This window comes from Rhodococcus sp. (in: high G+C Gram-positive bacteria), from assembly GCF_049286785.1.
GTDB lineage: Bacteria > Actinomycetota > Actinomycetes > Mycobacteriales > Mycobacteriaceae > Rhodococcus_F.
Genome location: NZ_JBAQEO010000899.1, coordinates 17332 through 29807, shown reverse-complemented (window position 1 = coordinate 29807; position 12476 = coordinate 17332). Strand labels below are relative to the sequence as shown.

At 65.1% G+C, this 12476-nt stretch carries 13 protein-coding genes; 8 read left to right on the top strand and 5 right to left on the bottom strand.

Features of this window, described 5'->3' with window-relative positions; genetic code table 11:
- Positions 1–293: hypothetical protein (locus tag WAW17_RS32395; protein ID WP_422336919.1), on the top strand; the 293-nt coding region annotated here is incomplete at its 5' end.
- 19 nt (positions 294–312) lie between these two features.
- Here WAW17_RS32395 and thpD read toward each other — a convergent pair.
- Positions 313–1224, bottom strand: coding sequence for an ectoine hydroxylase (thpD, locus tag WAW17_RS32390; RefSeq protein ID WP_422336918.1), 912 nt, complete (start codon positions 1222–1224; stop codon positions 313–315).
- Between the two features lie 217 nt (positions 1225–1441).
- Here thpD and WAW17_RS32385 point away from each other — a divergent pair, with 217 nt between their 5' ends.
- Positions 1442–2485, top strand: a complete 1044-nt coding sequence (locus WAW17_RS32385) for a zinc-binding dehydrogenase (protein ID WP_422336917.1) — start codon at positions 1442–1444, stop codon at positions 2483–2485.
- Positions 2486–2524: 39 nt separating this feature from the next.
- Positions 2525–2950, top strand: a complete 426-nt coding sequence (locus WAW17_RS32380) for a VOC family protein (protein WP_422336916.1) — start codon at positions 2525–2527, stop codon at positions 2948–2950.
- A 12-nt stretch (positions 2951–2962) separates the two neighbouring features.
- Here the strand turns inward: WAW17_RS32380 and WAW17_RS32375 are convergent, their stop codons facing one another.
- A complete protein-coding gene (locus WAW17_RS32375; protein ID WP_422336915.1) occupies positions 2963–3994 on the bottom strand; it encodes an AraC family transcriptional regulator in 1032 nt (343 codons plus the stop codon).
- Positions 3991–5202 carry a pyridoxal phosphate-dependent aminotransferase gene (locus tag WAW17_RS32370; protein ID WP_422336914.1) on the bottom strand — a complete coding sequence of 404 codons (1212 nt, stop codon included), beginning with the start codon at positions 5200–5202 and terminating at the stop codon, positions 3991–3993. Before WAW17_RS32370 ends, WAW17_RS32375 begins: the two co-directional genes overlap by 4 nt.
- Positions 5203–5351: 149 nt before the next feature.
- On the opposite strand from WAW17_RS32370, the gene WAW17_RS32365 reads away from it, so the two are divergent.
- Positions 5352–5960 (top strand): carboxymuconolactone decarboxylase family protein, encoded by a 609-nt coding sequence (locus WAW17_RS32365; protein ID WP_422336921.1) that lies wholly within the window; start codon positions 5352–5354, stop codon positions 5958–5960.
- On the opposite strand, the gene WAW17_RS32360 is transcribed toward WAW17_RS32365, so the two are convergent.
- Positions 5929–6855, bottom strand: a complete 927-nt coding sequence (locus WAW17_RS32360; protein ID WP_422336913.1) for a sigma-70 family RNA polymerase sigma factor — start codon at positions 6853–6855, stop codon at positions 5929–5931. The two genes, WAW17_RS32365 and WAW17_RS32360, sit on opposite strands and share 32 nt — an antisense overlap.
- A gap of 261 nt (positions 6856–7116) precedes the next feature.
- Between WAW17_RS32360 and WAW17_RS32355 the strand changes: the two genes are divergently transcribed.
- From WAW17_RS32355 to WAW17_RS32340, 4 genes are read left to right on the top strand one after another with little or no spacing between them, the layout of a single operon-like run.
- On the top strand, positions 7117–8193 hold the full coding sequence (locus WAW17_RS32355; protein ID WP_422336912.1) for an ABC transporter substrate-binding protein: 1077 nt from the start codon (positions 7117–7119) through the stop codon (positions 8191–8193).
- Positions 8190–9023 carry an ABC transporter ATP-binding protein gene (locus WAW17_RS32350; RefSeq protein WP_422336911.1) on the top strand — a complete coding sequence of 278 codons (834 nt, stop codon included), beginning with the start codon at positions 8190–8192 and terminating at the stop codon, positions 9021–9023. Before WAW17_RS32355 ends, WAW17_RS32350 begins: the two co-directional genes overlap by 4 nt.
- Positions 9016–9891, top strand: coding sequence for an ABC transporter permease (locus WAW17_RS32345; RefSeq protein WP_422336910.1), 876 nt, complete (start codon positions 9016–9018; stop codon positions 9889–9891). The genes WAW17_RS32350 and WAW17_RS32345 overlap by 8 nt, the downstream gene beginning before the upstream one ends.
- Positions 9892–9914: 23 nt before the next feature.
- Entirely contained in the window at positions 9915–11267 is a 1353-nt protein-coding gene (locus WAW17_RS32340; RefSeq protein ID WP_422336909.1) for an LLM class flavin-dependent oxidoreductase, read from the top strand.
- Positions 11268–11637: 370 nt separating this feature from the next.
- On the opposite strand, the gene WAW17_RS32335 is transcribed toward WAW17_RS32340, so the two are convergent.
- The gene (locus tag WAW17_RS32335; RefSeq protein WP_422336908.1) at positions 11638–12465 is read right to left on the bottom strand and encodes an SDR family NAD(P)-dependent oxidoreductase; all 828 of its coding nucleotides are present in this window, start codon (positions 12463–12465) and stop codon (positions 11638–11640) included.
- Positions 12466–12476: the final 11 nt, after the last annotated feature.

The following is a 12476-nucleotide window of genomic DNA, read 5'->3' as shown; positions in this document are numbered from 1 at the left end:
ACACCGGGGCTGCCCTCATGGAGGGAATGGTGTTGCGAAATGCTGTGTTGCCGAACGCCCCTCGGGACAAGAGCGATCCTTTCGGCACTGGGGACGAAGCTGAATGGGCGGTGCCCGCAGCAGCGTTCACCGGTTGCTTCCTGTCCATGACGGAACCCGATCCGACCTTCGACTCCGGTGCGACCAGGGACCGATTGGCCGACGCCGAAGTGGTGCTGGAGGAGCTCATCCGACGCGCCGGGGTCGAGGCTGCCCCCTTGCGCGTGCGGGGAGGACCGGTGCAGGGGGGATGAAATCAGCCTGGCCGTGGAATCAATGCAGTGGCGTGAAATCTCGGCTGCCGAGATAATCGGGACGCGGCACCGGGGCGGAATACGGTTCGGTCAAGGTGTTCTCGACGCTGTTGAACACGATGAAGAGGTTGGACCGCGGAAACGGCGTGATGTTCCCGTTCGAGCCGTGCATGCAGTTGGAATCGAAGACGGTAGCGGAACCGGCCGGCCCCGTCATCACCTCGATCCCGTAGTCGTCGGCCATCCGGGCGAGCGTCGCCTGATCCGGTGATCCGGTGGGCGGAACGTAGCTGACCAGCGATTCCTTGTAGTAGTCCTCGGGTGTCCGGCCTGCACAGGACACGAAGGTCCGGTGGGAGCCCGGCATTATCATCAATCCGCCGTTGTATCCGTAGTTCTCGGTGAGGGCGATCGAGATACTCGTGGCGCGGGGGCTGGGCATGCCGTCCTCGGCGTGCCAGGTCTCGAAATCCGAGTGCCAGTAGAATGGACCGCCGCTGAAACCCGGCTTGAAGTTGAGCCGGGACTGGTGGACGTATACGTCGGACCCGAGTATTTGCCGGGCGATCCCGAGGATCTCCGGGCGGCGGATGATCTTGTCCACGACGTCGCTGAGACGATGCACGTCGAAGACGGAACGGACAGCGCCGTCGCCGTTTTCGCGCACCATCCGGTCGTCACCGCGCAGCGTGTCCGTCTGGGCGAGACGCTTCATCTCGTCGACCAGGTCGAAGACCTCGCGAGGTGGGATCAGGGCATCGGTGGAGTGGAAGCCGCGGGTGTCGTAGCCGGCGAGTTGGTGTGCGGTGAGAGGACCGGATCCCCGGTCGTGCCGGTTCGGATTCGACCAGGTGACAGGATCCTGCCGGATCGACAGCGTGCACTCGGAGCGGTCCCGCGTGGGGTAGTGGTCGGCTACGGCCGTACGCATAACTGGTATTTCACCCTTTCGGATCGGACGACGTGTGCCCTTCCGACGTTCCCACTGGTCGTCGGCGAATGCAAGCCAGGCCCGGTCCAGCGAGCCGTCACCGGCCCGCGACCGAGACCGCGATCGGTGGGAGCAGGCTGTATCTGTTCTCGCGCAGCATCACTCAGGGCGCGAGTCCGGAGAGTACCGTGGGAGGAACGCGACGAAGGGACTTGCCATGTCTGCGACCATGTGGGCCGAGCGTTTCTATGCCGATACGAAAACAATTGCTGTGGAGCAGGTCCCGATTCCCGAGCCCGGACCGGGCGAGGTTCTGGTGAAGGTGGAGTTCTGCGGTATCTGCCACTCCGACCTCAGTTTGATCGACGGAACCTTCCCACCACTTCTGCCGGTGGTGACACAGGGGCACGAGGCGTCCGGCACCATCGCGGAACTCGGACCCGGAGTGACCGGATGGTCGGAAGGCGACCGCGTCGTGCCCTCCGCCGGTAAACCCTGCATGGTGTGCCGGAAGTGCCGTCGCGGTGACCTCACGAACTGTATGAACATCCAACTCATGGCCTTCGCCTACGACGGCGCGTGGGCCGAATACACGGTGGCGCAGGCGGGAGGGCTCACCCGTATCCCCGACAATGTGTCGTTCGAGCAGGCGGCGATCCTCGCTGACGCGGTGTCGACGCCGTTCGGCGCGGTGGTGCGGACGGGCAAGGTGGTGATCGGTGAATCCGTCGGGGTGTGGGGAGTGGGCGGCGTGGGGACGCACATCGTGCAGTTGGCGCGGTTGGCCGGCGCGGTCCCGATCGTCGCGTTCGATCTCAATCCTGCAGTGCGAGAGAGGGCACTCGAACTGGGCGCCGACTACGCATTCGACTCCCGGGAGGAGAACCTGAAGGCGAAGGTGCACGACGCGACGGGCGGCAGGATGTTCGACGTTGCGTTCGATGCGGCAGGCCTGAAGGTGACGTTCGATCAGGCACTCGACTTCGTGACGGTGGGCGGACGCCTCGTCGCGGTGGGGTTGAGCGGGCAGGAGGCGTCGCTGGGAACCACGGCGCAGTTCGGGTTGTCGCAGAAGCAGGTACTGGGCCATCTGGGGTACAAGAACGTCGATATCGAGACCCTTGCAGAGCTGGTCTCACGTGGCAGGCTCGATCTGTCCCGCTCGATCAGTGAGATCGTGGCCCTCGGAGACATCGAGGAAGGAATCGCGAAGCTCGAGAATCATACGGGCGATCCCATCCGGATCCTGGTGAGGCCATAGAACAGCGGGCCTGTCGGTGCCGCGTTGTACCGTCGGCGCATGGGATACGAATTTCAGGTCACGGTCGATTCGGAGAACCCCCACAGCCTGGCCAAGTGGTGGGCGCAGACGCTCGGCTGGGAGGTGGAGCCGAGCGACGAGAACTTCATCCGCGGACTGGTGCAGGCCGGTCATGCCCAGGAATCGGACACCATGGAGTTCGAGGGTGTCCTCGTCTGGCGTGAGGGCGCCGGCATTCGCGACCCCGAGCACCCGGAGCGTCCGCGCGTGCTGTTCCAGCTCGTCCCCGAGAAGAAGACGGTCAAGAACCGCCTTCACCTCGACCTACGGGTGGGGGACGACCGCGCCGACGTCGCGCGGCAGCTCGAACAGCGAGGGGCGACGTTTCTGCACCGCGGCCGGCAGGGACCGAGCGAGTGGATCACGATGGCCGATCCGGAAGGCAACGAGTTCTGCGTCAGCTGACGACGTCCGACCTCAGCGGTACGAACTCGGTGTGTTGCCCGTCCAGCGCTTGAATGCCCGCCGGAACGCGCTGGGTTCGGAGAACCCCAGACGAGCCGACAGTTCGTCCACTGATTCCCCCCTGCGCAGCCCCGCGATTGCGGCGTCGCGCAGAACCTGCTCGCGTAACTGGTTGAGCGAGGTGCCCTCCTGTCGGAGCAACCGGCGAAGGTGCGGAACGCTGATCGACAGCATCTCCGCGATGTCCTCCGCAGTGGAGGTGCGACCCTTGACGCCGAGCTCGAGCACCCTGCGGACCTGCGCCGACGCCGTGCTGTCGTAGTCGCGTTCCGACATCAGCAGGGTGGGCGACTCGCGGAGGTACTCCTCGAGTGCCTCCTCCGTCTGGATGATAGGGGAGCGGAGTACTGAATTGTCGAATTCGACTGCGGGGATGGCAGATCCGAAGGTCACCGGGACGCCGAAGATCTGGTCGTAATTCTCGGCGAGCCGGGGAGCCGGCGTCGGATACGGCATCTCCACCGACAGCAGTCGCACGCGCTTGCCGATCAGCCACGCCGCGAAACGGTGAAGCAGAATCAGCAGGAAATCGGTGGTGACTCGCGCCGCCTCGAGTGAGAGCCGCACATCCTCCGAAGACTGCTCGGACGTAATCGGCCGGATATCGATGGTCATCCGGGTTCCGCCGTGCACGCCGGGGCCGACGGTGAGAGCGGGCAGCGACGGCAGCGCGCGCAGGATATCGGCCATCCGCACGAGAGCAGCCGACAGATCGGCGGAATGGATCAGGGCGAGACACACCAGCCGAAACGTGCCGCGGGGAACGGGGGCCGGCCCCAGCCCGAACAGTTCGTCGCCGGTGATCTGCCAGACCGCCTGCGTGAAGGCGGTGACCTGCGTCGGTGTCAATCGGGTCAGCGGATCCTCGAGTGACATCCTGGTGAGTCCGGCAGCGTGTAGAGCGGGTGAGAGGTCGACCCCGCGCCGAGTCGACAGTTCGACGGACCGCCGCACGAAGTCGGCGGGAATGGTTCGCGCCGTCACCGCCCCGACTCCCCGAGGGTTCGCAGCCGACGCGCAGCCTCCTCGAGAACATGGTCCTGTTTGCAGAACGCGAAGCGCACCAGGTGGTTCCACTGGTCGGGATGGTCCGTGAAAACGCTGATCGGAACCGCCGCGACGCCGATGCGTTCGGGCAGTGCACGGCAGAATGCGATACCGTCCTGCTCGCCGATCGCGGTGATGTCGGCGCAGAGGAAGTAGGTGCCGCCGCCGGAGTGGACTCCGAGGCCCGCCGCGACGAGCGCGTCGTAGAGCACGTCCCGTTTGGTCTGCAGGCTGTCCCGTAGCTCCTTCACCCACTGCTGCTCGTGCGTGAGAGCGTGTGCGACCGCCGGCTGGAACGGCGCTCCGCCTACGAAGGACATGTACTGCTTGGCCGTGCGCACAGCGTCGATCAGCTCGGCGGGAGCGCACGCCCAGCCGATCTTCCAGCCGGTGACGTTGAAGGCCTTCGCGGCGCTCGACACGGTGACGGTCCGCTCGGCCATCCCGGGCAGGGTGGCCAGCGGCGTGTGGGTCCGGCCGTCGAACACCAGGTGTTCGTAGACCTCGTCGGTGAGGACCAGCAGATCGCGTTCGCAGGCCAACTCCGCGATGGCGGCGAGCTCGTCGGCGGTGAACACCGTGCCCGTGGGGTTGTGGGGCGAGTTGATCACCAGCATCTTCGTCCGCGCACCGATGGCGGCGCGCAGGGCGTCGAGATCGACGGCGAACCCCTCGCCGTAGGCCACCAGCGGCACGCTCCTGCGGACGGCGCCCGCCAGCGCTACCGACGCCGCGTAGGAGTCGTAATAGGGTTCGATCAGAACCACTTCCTCACCGGGCTCGACCAGGCCGAGGATCGCGGCGCTGATGGCCTCGGTAGCGCCGACGGTCACCAGGATCTCCGAATCCGGGTCGTATTCCTGGCCGTAGCGGGCGAGTCGGTCGGCGGCCACGGCGCGGCGCAGCACCGGCATTCCCGGTCCCGGCGGGTACTGATTGACACCGTCGGTGATGGCCTTCCGTGCCGCTTCGAGCATCGACTCCGGACCGTCGGTGTCGGGAAATCCCTGACCGAGATTGATCGCGCCGTGACGCACCGCCAGCGCGGTCATCTCGGCAAAAATCGTGGATGCGAACGGCTGCAAGCGCGAGACTATTCGATTGCGCGGCGAAGTCGACGTGCGATTGCGCGGCGTTGCGGGCATTACTGCAGCGTAGTCGGTATGCCTGCGGTGGTTGCACACGCCCGCGTCACGTTCCGACGGACTATCTCGTCTTCTCTGTAGACGGGGCGCACCGGGCGCCCGATGGCTGCAACGCAACCTCCAGTCGAGTACTGACGATGGAGGACATGATGCCCCGCATTCCCGCAGTGGCCCCGGCGGACGCGAGCCCGCTGGTCAAGATCGCGTACAGATATGCTGCCCACAAGTTCGACGAGGTGCCCGAGCCGTTCACCGTGCTCGCACATCATCGCAAGCTGTTCGTCGCCTCGGCACGGCATGAGATGGCGGTGCAGAAGGCGTCGACCGTCCTGCCCGCCAACGTGCGGGAGGTGGCCGTGTACCGGGTCGCCTGGACGATCGGGTGTTCGTGGTGCGTGGACTTCGGCACCATGCTGCAGAGGCTCGACGGCCTCGACGTCGAGCGACTCCGCGGCATCGGCAACTTTGCCGAGTCTCCCGCGTACAACGAGGACGAACGCGCTGCGATCGCCTACGCGGACACGATGACGTCCACGCCCACCGCGGCCACGGACGAGCAGGTCGCGGATCTCGAGCAGCGGTTCGGCCGAGACGGAGTGATCGAGCTCACTTACCAGATCGGTCTCGAGAACATGCGCGCCCGGATGTACTCGGCGCTGGGAATCACCGAACAGGGATTCAGCACCGATTCGTGCCGGGTGCCGTGGGCCGCGGACGATGCCGCCGTCACGAGGGACGGTGAGATCCCGCGAGCCTGATCCCGTGGAACTTTTCCGGGTTGGCGATGTCGTAGGCCGCACACACGACACCGTCCCGGACGGTGAACCCGCCGATCCGGGGCGGTGAGCTGCTGCGCCCGTCGACACCGACGATCCCGGTGCCGAGGACACCGAGCTGACCGTTGACCAAGGCCGGTTGCAACGTGGCGAAGGCCTCGGGGCCGTAACGCCGGGCGAGTCCGAGGAAGAAGCGGGCGAACTTGTCGGCGCCGCGGATGATGTGGACAGCGGTGCTCGTGGTGCCGTTGGCGTCGCCGATGACGAGGGCATCCGGGTGCAGTGCGGCGACAACCGCATCGACGTCGCCGGAGGCGAGTGCTCGGAGCAGCCGCTGCACGGCGCGCGCGTGCTCCTCGTCCGGAACGGCGGGAGTCGTGGTGGCCGCGACCTTGCGCGCCCGCGACGCCAATTGGCGCGCTGCCGGGATCTCGATGCCGAGAAGGTCCGCCACGTCGGCGAACGGCACACCGAATCCATCGTGCAGCACGAAGGCGACGCGTTGCTGTGGCGTGAGGGAGTCGAGGACGATCAGCGCAGCGAGCCGGTTGTCTTCTTCTCGGACAACCACTTCCAGTGGATCGGGTTCCCGGGACGGGGAGAGGCTGGACACAATCGGCTCCGGAAGCCATTGGCCCACATAGTGTTCCCGCCGGACCGCGGCCGAGCGCAACCGGTCGAGGCAGATCCGGCCGACCACGGTGGTGAGCCAACCGCCGAGGTCGCGTATGTGTGCACCGCCGGCATCGTCGAGTCGCAGCCACGACTCCTGGACGGCATCCTCGGCGTCGCTGACGCTCCCGGTCAACCGATAGGCCACCGAGAGCAGATGCTGCCGGTGGGACTCGAACTCCTCAACCAGCGCGGCGTGGGCCATGCCGACATTCTACGTTCGGTCCAGACATAAAATCGTCCCTGTTCGTAACCATTGACCCTGGTGTCCGGTGCGGACGTATGGTTGTCCCACTGCATCCATCCAGGGGGTTCACCATGTTTCAGCGTTCCAGCTGTTGTCGCTGACCTGGCTTTTCTGCGCACTTCTCATCCTCTGACCGGTTTCGCACGCCGTCGCGGCCGCTCGGTCCTCCGGCTTCTTCGTCACTGCGCCGGGTTCTGAACTCACACAAGGAAAACTTTGATGATTCGTCCACGTTTCACGCGGGCCCTGTCGGCTGTTGCCGTCTTCTTGACCGTCACCAGTGTTGCCGCCGCGTGCTCGAGTTCCTCGGACACGGCCACGACGGAGGACGGTAAGACAATCGTGCGCTACGAGGGGACCACCGGCCAGGTGACGTTCCCCGAGCTCGCGGCCGACCTCGGCTACTTCGACAAGGTCGAGCTCGACTGGATCGGTGACAACACCAGTGGGCCGCAGAGCATCCAGAACGCGGCCACCGGTGAGACCGACTTCGGTGGTGCGTTCAACGGAGCCGTGCTCAAGCTCGTTGCGGCAGGAACACCGGTCACCTCCGTGCTCGGGTACTACGGGTCCGACCAGTTGTCGTACAACGGGTACTACGTGCTCGAGGACAGTCCGATCCGCACCGGACGCGATCTGATCGGCAAGAAGGTCGCTATGAACACACTCGGAGCGCACCACGAATTCCTCGTTCGGGAGTGGCTCGCTCGGGAGGGTCTGAGTAACGAGGAGATCAAGCAGGTCGAGCTCACCGTGGTTCCACCGGTGAACACGGAGCAGGCCCTTCGGCAAGGCCAGGTGGACGTCGGAACCCTGGGAAGTGTGTTCCGTGACAAGGCGATCGAAAAAGGCGGATTGCGTCCGCTGTTCACCGACGAATCGATCTTCGGTGCGTTCACCTACGGTTCGATCCTCTTCCGTGACGACTTCATCGCGAAGAACAAGGATGCGGTGGCCGACTTCGTGCAGGGCACGGCCCGTGCAATCCGCTGGACGCAGACCACGCCGCGCGACGACGTGGTCGCGCGCTTCAAGGAGATCATCGGCAAACGCGGCCGCAACGAGAACACCGAACTCGTCGACTATTGGAAGAGTCCCGGAGTCGCGGGGCCCGGTGGTGTGATCACCGACCAGGAAATTCAGACCTGGATCGACTGGCTGACCCGCAACGGCGAGCTCGAGGACGGCAAGCTCACCCCGGCCGACGTCTACACCAACGAATTCAACCCGTACGCCAACGGGACGTACTCGGCCGACAGCGGCGCCGACGGTCAAGCTCTGGAAGGACAGAAATGAGCATCACAGTCCCGAACACCGAGCGAAATCAACCCAAACTCCGCCTCGAGCACGTGACCAAACAGTTCGACGTGCGCGGGTCCCGGGAGAAATTCACCGCCGTCGAGAACATCGATATCGATATGGCGGAAGGTGAGTTCCTGGTTCTCGTCGGCCCCAGCGGTTGCGGCAAGTCCACACTGCTCGATCTTCTGGGCGGGTTGAGCACTCCGACGTCCGGGCGAATCCTGCTGGACGGAAACCCTGTGACCGGACCCGGATTGGACCGCGGCATCGTTTTCCAGCAGTACGCGCTGCTCCCGTGGCGCACCGCCCGGCACAACATCGAGTTCGGACTCGAGGCGAAGGGCCTGCCCAAGAAGGAGCGCCGCGCACTGTCGGAGCATTACCTCGAGCTCGTGGGACTCACCGGATTCGGTGACCGGTACCCGCACGAACTTTCCGGCGGCATGAAGCAGCGCGTGGCGATCGCGAGAAGTCTCGCGTTCGATCCCGAGGTGCTGTTGATGGACGAGCCCTTCGCCGCGCTCGACGCCCAGACCCGCGAGTCCCTCCAGGACGAACTTCTGCGGATCTGGAAGGCCACGGGCAAGACCATCCTCTTCATCACTCACGGCATCGACGAGGCCATCTACCTGGGACAGCGGGTCGCCGTCCTGACGTCGCGCCCGGGCCGGGTGAAGACGTTCGTCGACATCGACATCGACCGCACGGGTGAAGACGTCCGATCCAACGAACAGTTCCGGCACTACCGGCACCGGATCTGGACGCTCCTGCACGGCGAAGTGGAGCGTGCACAGGTCATCGAGAAGGAGGCAGCACATGTCTAGTGCACTCGCGGCGCCGGAAGCGCCCGTCGCCGTCGATCCGCCCGCGACACGGGTCCAGTCACCGGGGATCGGAGCGCGGGAGCCAGGTATCGCAGTCCGCGTCGGTGCCGTCGCCGGCCCGATCCTGTGGCGACTCCTCAAACCGTCCGTAGCGATCGCGGCCTTCCTCGCCCTGTGGGAGATCGCCCCGAGGGTGGGTCTCGTGGACGAGATCTTCCTGCCGCCGTTCAGCACGGTGGTCGCAGCACTCTTCGAACTGGTATCGAGCGGCGAACTCTGGCAACACGTGTCGGCCAGCCTCACGCGGGCCCTGGTCGGATTCGTCGTTGCCCTGGTGATCGCGATTCCGCTGGGCATCGCAATCGCCTGGTATCGGCCGGTCTCGGATTTCCTCAACCCGATCCTCGAACTCTTCCGCAACACAGCGGCGCTCGCGTTGCTCCCCGTGTTCATCCTGATCCTCGGCATCGGTGAGGAATCGAAGATCGCACTGGTGATCTACGCATGCACATTCCCTGTTCTTCTCAACACGATCTCCGGTGTGCGCACCGTGGATCCGCTCCTGATCAAGTCGGCTGCATCGCTGGGTCTCCCACCACTGCGGCTGTTCCAGAAGGTGGTGCTGCCTGCGGCTGTCCCCACGATCTTCACCGGCATCCGCATGGCGGCCGCCTCCTCCATACTCGTCCTGATCGCCGCCGAAATGGTGGGCGCCAAGGCAGGTCTCGGGTACCTGATCACCGCCTCGCAGCTCAATTTCCAGATCCCGAACATGTATGCGGGCATCGTCGCCATCTCGGTCCTCGGTCTCACGCTCAACGCAATTCTCGTCCTGATCGAACGCAGGCTGTCCCGCTGGCGCGTCTAGCGACTTCTCAGAAAGAAATTCGAATGTCTCAGGTTTCCAAGCAGTTTCATCTCAACGCATTCCTCATGGGCGTAGGCCATCACGAGGCGGCATGGCGGCATCCACGTACCGTGGCCCACCGGGTTCTGGACGTGGGGCACTTCCAGGAGCTGGGCCGGATCGCGGAACGCGGCAAGCTGGACTCGGTGTTCTTCGCCGACGGCCTCGCAGTCGGACCGCGGATAAAGCACAACACCCAGGCCATCTTCGAGCCCGTCACGTTGCTGTCCGCGATCGCTGTCGCCACCGAACGCGTCGGCTTGATCGCCACCGCGTCCACCAGTTACAGCGACCCGTACAACCTCGCGCGCAAGTTCACCTCGCTCGACCACATCAGTGGTGGGCGGGCCGGCTGGAACATCGTGACGTCGGCGGGGGCGGACGAGGCCGCGAACTTCGGCATCGACGGAATTCCCGCGCACAGCGGACGTTACGAGCGCGCAGAGGAGTTCGTCGACGTCACCCTTTCGCTCTGGGACAGCTGGGAGGACGGGGCCGTGGTGCTGGACGCCGAGTCGGGTGTCTTCGCTGATCCCGGCAAGGTCCACACCATCGACCACGACGGACCACGGTTCCAGGTGCGGGGGCCGCTCAACTCGCCGCGCTCACCGCAGGGCCGGCCCCTGCTGGTGCAGGCCGGTTCGTCGGAGAGCGGCAAGGAGTTCGCCGCCCGGTACGCGGAGGCGGTGTTCACCGCGCAGCGCACGCTGGAGCAGGGGCAGGCGTTCTACCGGGACCTGAAGGCCCGCGTCGTCAAACACGGCCGCAGCGCCGACGACCTGAAGGTGCTGCCCGGTATCGTGCCGTTCATCGCGGACACGAAGGAGGAGGCGGAGGCGCTCGAGCAGTCGTTCACCGACCTCATCTCACCCGAGTACTCGTTGCGTCAGCTCTCCACCATGCTGGGTGTCGACCTCACCAGGCATTCCCTCGATGCGCCGCTTCCGCCGTTGCCGCCGCTGGACGAGATCCAGGGCAACAAGAGCCGCTACCAGCTGGTGAAGGACCTGGCCGGCGACGGTTCGCTCACGGTCCGGCAGCTGATCGGGCTGCTCGGCGGGGGGCGTGGACACCGTACTTTCGCGGGCACCCCGGAGCAGGTGGCAGACGAGTTGCAGACGTGGTTCGAACAGGGCGCTGCGGACGGCTTCAACATCATGCCGCCGTACCTGCCCGGAGGGCTGGACGACTTCGTGGACCGGGTGGTGCCGATCCTGCAGTCCCGCGGCCTGTTCCGGACGGAGTACACGGCGACGACCCTGCGTGGACACTACGGACTCGCGGACGCGGGCAATCGATTCGCACACGGCGCATCCGCCGACGAAGCGAGCGCATGAGCGGCCTGACCGGCCTGAAACCTCGCGTCGGCAGAGAAGGGGTGCCGGGGCTTCCTTCTCGGGGCGTATGCGGTTGGTGATGCGAGATTTCGCGTTGCGTGCTGATCAGGGTCGCTGGGATCCTCTCTGGGTCTACGACCATTTCCACACCGTGCCCGCACTCACCGAAAAACGTCTCAACTCCCCTCGTCGATATCGCACCGCCAGGGCCTTGCAGTCGCGTACCGCGACGAGGGAGGCGAGGTCCAGGTTGTCCTGTCACTCGATCCTGACTGGCTCCGTCCTGCTCACGCTCTGCGCCTCCTCGATGGAGTCGGGGGCGCAGAGCGGTTCGCCGATAGCCGATGCCTCCGATAACTTCAAATCAAGATCATTGAGCAGATGATGTCGTCATCCCAAACCTGTGCATGTCCGCGACGAACGGCTGATGTGCAAGAAGACCTCCGTCGACGCGGATCACTTCACCGTTGATGCCGCGCGAGTCGTCCGAGGCGAGGAACAGAAAGACCTTGCCGAGTTCGGTCGGGCCGTTGAGCGTCGGGCGCATCGTGTGTGCGATATAGATGTCCTTGATCTCCTGAGGCAGTGCCTGCGCAGGGGGAGTCGTGGTGGTACCCGGGCAGATCGCGTTGCAGCGCACCCCTTCCTTCCCGTACTGGGTTGCGGTGAACTTCGTCAGCGCAATGAGCGCAGCCTTGGTGGCGCCGTAGCCGGTAAGGCTGCTGTCGCCCGCAAATGCGTGGGTGGACGAGGTGTTCACGATCGTGCCGGAGTTCTTGCGCAGGTAGGGCAGTGCGTGCTTGGTGAGCAGCATGGCCGCCCGGACGTTGACAGCCATGACGTTGTCCCACACCTCGATGGCCATCGTCGCGACATCACCGTCGTCGCCGGGGAAGATGCCCGCGTTGTTGACGACGATGTCGGGCGCACCGAAGTAATCGACCGTGCGTTGCACGAGTCGCTCGATCTGCTCTTCGTGCCGCAGGTCGATGCCGACCGCCAGCGCAGTTTTGTCGCCGTGGCGGTCGTTGAGGATTTTCGCGAGACGTTCGGCTCCTTCGACGTTGATGTCGGCCAGGACTACGCGCGCGCCCTCGGCTGCCAGTTCTGTAGCGGTGGCGCCACCGATGTTGAGTCCTCCGGGCTCGACACTGGTTGCCCCGGTGACGATCGCAATCTTTCCCTCTACACGACCCATTGTTCTCTCCT

What these genes read in the sequence shown, in the direction of transcription:
- WAW17_RS32385 (WP_422336917.1), top strand. Translation starts at nt 1,442, where the DNA reads ATGTCTGCGACCATGTGGGCCGAGCGTTTCTATGCCGATACGAAAACA.
- WAW17_RS32335 (WP_422336908.1), bottom strand. Translation starts at nt 12,465, where the DNA reads ATGGGTCGTGTAGAGGGAAAGATTGCGATCGTCACCGGGGCAACCAGT.
- WAW17_RS32370 (WP_422336914.1), bottom strand. Translation starts at nt 5,202, where the DNA reads ATGCCCGCAACGCCGCGCAATCGCACGTCGACTTCGCCGCGCAATCGA.
- WAW17_RS32345 (WP_422336910.1), top strand. Translation starts at nt 9,016, where the DNA reads ATGTCTAGTGCACTCGCGGCGCCGGAAGCGCCCGTCGCCGTCGATCCG.
- WAW17_RS32365 (WP_422336921.1), top strand. Translation starts at nt 5,352, where the DNA reads ATGCCCCGCATTCCCGCAGTGGCCCCGGCGGACGCGAGCCCGCTGGTC.
- WAW17_RS32355 (WP_422336912.1), top strand. Translation starts at nt 7,117, where the DNA reads ATGATTCGTCCACGTTTCACGCGGGCCCTGTCGGCTGTTGCCGTCTTC.
- WAW17_RS32340 (WP_422336909.1), top strand. Translation starts at nt 9,915, where the DNA reads ATGTCTCAGGTTTCCAAGCAGTTTCATCTCAACGCATTCCTCATGGGC.
- WAW17_RS32380 (WP_422336916.1), top strand. Translation starts at nt 2,525, where the DNA reads ATGGGATACGAATTTCAGGTCACGGTCGATTCGGAGAACCCCCACAGC.
- WAW17_RS32350 (WP_422336911.1), top strand. Translation starts at nt 8,190, where the DNA reads ATGAGCATCACAGTCCCGAACACCGAGCGAAATCAACCCAAACTCCGC.
- thpD (WP_422336918.1), bottom strand. Translation starts at nt 1,224, where the DNA reads ATGCGTACGGCCGTAGCCGACCACTACCCCACGCGGGACCGCTCCGAG.
- WAW17_RS32360 (WP_422336913.1), bottom strand. Translation starts at nt 6,855, where the DNA reads ATGGCCCACGCCGCGCTGGTTGAGGAGTTCGAGTCCCACCGGCAGCAT.